Genomic DNA, 3,125 nt, shown 5'->3' with positions numbered 1-3,125 from the left:
AATTTTGGGAGTAGAGAACTCCTGAAGCAAATCCGGAACTAACCAGGGATATGGCAATGAAAAGGGAAAACAGGACCAGGAGGACTTTCTTTTTAGCAGGCATGAATTGTCTTTCCTTTATAGGTAGGGCAGGGGGTTTACCGGAGAACCATTTACTCTTACCTCAAAATGCAGGTGAGGTCCGGTGGCATTTCCGGTCGCTCCCACATAGCCGATGATCTGGCCGGCTTCTACCTTTTGTCCCACGGATACAGCATTTCTGGAATTATGGGAATAGAGAGTAGAAATGCCCCCTCCGTGATATATGACTATGTGGTTTCCATATCCACCTCCCCAGCCGGCCCTTACCTGAACTACTTCACCGTCAGCAGCAGCGAATATGGGTGTCCCATGGGGCCTGGGAATATCTATTCCCGTATGCTGTCTTCCCCATCTCGGCCCAAATCCAGAAGTTACGGCGCCCCCTGAGGTAGGCCAGACCAGCCGCCCCGAAGGCGCCTTCCCTCCAGTGTGGATCGCCAAATCCGCCTGAATGGCCCGAGAACGCCTTTCCAGCTCATCTTCCATAGCCTCCAGGGCTTTCAGATCCTGCCGGGCCTCGTTGATAAGAACACTCTTCTCCTCATATTTAGCCAGGATCTCGTTCTTCTTGGCTTCGGCCGCCTGGACTACTTCTTCCACCCGCCCCTTTTCCTTCAGCAGGAGCTGCTGCTTGTCCTTGATCCGCTCCCTCCTGAACTGAGCCTCCTCTTTGAGTTCTCTGATCTCCTCTACTATGCGAGCATCCTGTTCTGCCAGTCTGGTCATGAGAGCCCATCTATTCATAAAATCGGCAAGACTCTTGGGCTCCAGGAGAAGACCCACATAGTTAGGATCGCCCTCTTTGTAGATGGCAGCCACTCTCTCGTTGAGGATCTCCGTCTTCTCGGCCAGCTCTGTCTCCACCTGGGCCAGCTCACTCTCCAGACTCAGAAGTTCCTTCCGAGCCTCCACCACCCTGACATTCAGATCATCACGCTCCTGATGCAGGGCATTCAGTTGATCCTGAGCTTTGCCTAACTCTACTTCTATGACTTTCAACTGAGTAAGATAGTGGTGCTCTTTGCTCTCAGCCTCTTTAATCCTCCTTTGGACTTCTTGCTTCCTCTGCTGAAGGTCCTTTAGTGAATCCTGGGGTGAGTAGGCCAGGACGCTCTGGAAGGAGAATGTCGCTATGAGGATAAAACTTATAACGAAGGTGTATACTTTAGCTTTCTTTTTTTTCTTCATCGTTTTAGCACATCAGCTTGATTCTATGTTACTCGGCTAAAAGAGCTCTACTTGACAATAGTTCCCTCTTGCAAGCCTGGCGATCTTTTTCAGGTTATTTAGACTCGTTTAGACCCGCAAGAACCTCCTCAGAGCAACTCCACTGCCGACTGCCCCTATGGAGGCGCCCACTACCAGTATCATGGTGAAGACCTGCAACTGGATAGGCTCGCTGCCGGTAAGAGCCAGAGTCCGAATGTGAAGAGCGCTCACTATGGCTTCTTCCACCGGGATCAGGAGAAAAGAGTTGGTCATCCAGGCCAGCAAAATGGCAATGGCGCCGCCAGCCACTCCCTCAATTATGCCCTCCAAGATGAAGGGCCAGGTAATAAACCAGTTGGAAGCCCCTACCAGCCTCATTACTTCAACTTCCTTTCTTCGGGCATAAATAGCCAGGCGGATGGTGTTATAGATCAGAATTAAGGCGGAGAAGAACAAGAGAAGAATTACCAGACCAATGATGATTCCCAGAACCGTGGTTATGGAGAACAACTTTCGCACGTATTCCTGGCCGTAACGCAGATCATCGACTCCCTCTCGATGGTCCCCATTCTCCTGAAGAAATCTGTTGGCTACTGTTTCTACGGTCTTGGGATCCTTGAGGCTGATCTCAAAGGAAGCAGGAAGGGGATTACCTGAAAGCCCCTTGACAATATCGGAATCTTCGCCCACGGTTTCGATTAATATCTCCAGAGCCTGCTCTTTAGAGATGTACTTTACCGACCTGACCTCCTCCCAGGATCTTATCTCCTCTTCCAGAGCATCTCTGGCCGGGGGGCTCAGGTCATCCTTCAGGAACACACTTATCTCTACCTGTCTTTCAATAGCCTCTATGACCGCTCTGGCATTGTAGATCAGGAAGGAGAAAAGACCGACAATGAAAAGTAAGATGGCTACCGTACTTATGGCCGCCACGCTCATCAGCCAGTTCCTTCTCAGGCTGATCAGAGCCTCCATAAAGAAGTACCTGGGGTTAAGTCTCATACCCGTAGACGCCCTTCTCTTGATCCCGGACCACTTCCCCCTCATCCAGCTCGACGACTCGCATACGCACGGAATCTACCAGGGCTTTGTCGTGAGTGGCCATAAGGACGGTGGTGCCGATCTTGTTTATCCGGCTGATAAGCTTCATTATCCCCTCTGAGGTGTAGGGATCCAGATTACCCGTGGGTTCATCAGCCAGAAGCAGGGGGGGGGCGGTTAACGAATGCTCTGGCCATAGAGATTCTCTGCTGTTCTCCGGCGGACAGCTCGTGGGGATAGTGCTCAGCCTTCTCCGCCAAACCCACCAACTGCAGAACCTGAGGGACCTGAGATTGAATGACATAAGAGGGCTTGCCAATAACTTCTAGCGCAAAGGCTATATTCTCGAAGACAGTCTTATTGGGCAGGAGCTTGAAGTCCTGAAAGATACATCCGATATTCCTCCGAAGCTGGGGAATCTTCCAGGAACTCAACTGTCTCAAATTCTTGCCAGCCACAAATATGTCTCCAGAGGTGGGCTCAATTTCCTTGAGAAGAAGCTTAATGACTGTAGATTTTCCCGCACCACTGCGACCTACCAGGAAAACAAATTCTCCCTTTTCTACATTCATAGACACATTGCGGAGAGCAAACATCTTGGTCCCGTACCTTTTAGTCACGTTCCGAAAAACAATCATGCTCACCTCTCTCCCCCTCCAGGGCTATAGGATAACAAAAAACGAGGGATCAAGCAATAATTTGAGGAAATTATCTTAGTGATTGCCCAATCCTATCTTTCGCACCGCTCAAGTCGCTACACCCACCGAGCCTACGGCTCCGTGGGTACCCGCTCG

Annotated in this window: 2 protein-coding genes and 1 pseudogene; all 3 read right to left on the bottom strand. The window is 50.6% G+C overall.

From position 1 onward, the window contains the following. Positions 1-117: 117 nt before the first annotated feature. The 3 genes and pseudogenes from HW443_RS06340 to ftsE all read right to left on the bottom strand — a co-directional run bounded on the left by HW443_RS06340 (position 118) and on the right by ftsE (position 2,969). Positions 118-1,269 carry a murein hydrolase activator EnvC family protein gene (locus HW443_RS06340; RefSeq protein WP_176235852.1) on the bottom strand — a complete coding sequence of 384 codons (1,152 nt, stop codon included), beginning with the start codon at positions 1,267-1,269 and terminating at the stop codon, positions 118-120. Between the two features lie 108 nt (positions 1,270-1,377). Next, complete coding sequence (ftsX, locus tag HW443_RS06335; RefSeq protein WP_176235853.1) at positions 1,378-2,292, bottom strand: permease-like cell division protein FtsX; 915 nt, start codon at positions 2,290-2,292, stop codon at positions 1,378-1,380. Beyond that, positions 2,282-2,969, bottom strand: a pseudogene (gene ftsE, locus HW443_RS06330) (cell division ATP-binding protein FtsE). The gene ftsX and the pseudogene ftsE overlap by 11 nt, the downstream one beginning before the upstream one ends. Positions 2,970-3,125 lie beyond the last annotated feature (156 nt).

Origin of the sequence: Candidatus Hakubella thermalkaliphila (assembly GCF_013281975.1) — a bacterium.
GTDB lineage: Bacteria > Actinomycetota > Humimicrobiia > Hakubellales > Hakubellaceae > Hakubella > Hakubella thermalkaliphila.
This window is presented reverse-complemented; position numbering and strand designations above follow the sequence as displayed.

What these genes read in the sequence shown, in the direction of transcription:
- HW443_RS06340 (WP_176235852.1), bottom strand. Translation starts at nt 1,269, where the DNA reads ATGAAGAAAAAAAAGAAAGCTAAAGTATACACCTTCGTTATAAGTTTT.
- ftsX (WP_176235853.1), bottom strand. Translation starts at nt 2,292, where the DNA reads ATGAGACTTAACCCCAGGTACTTCTTTATGGAGGCTCTGATCAGCCTG.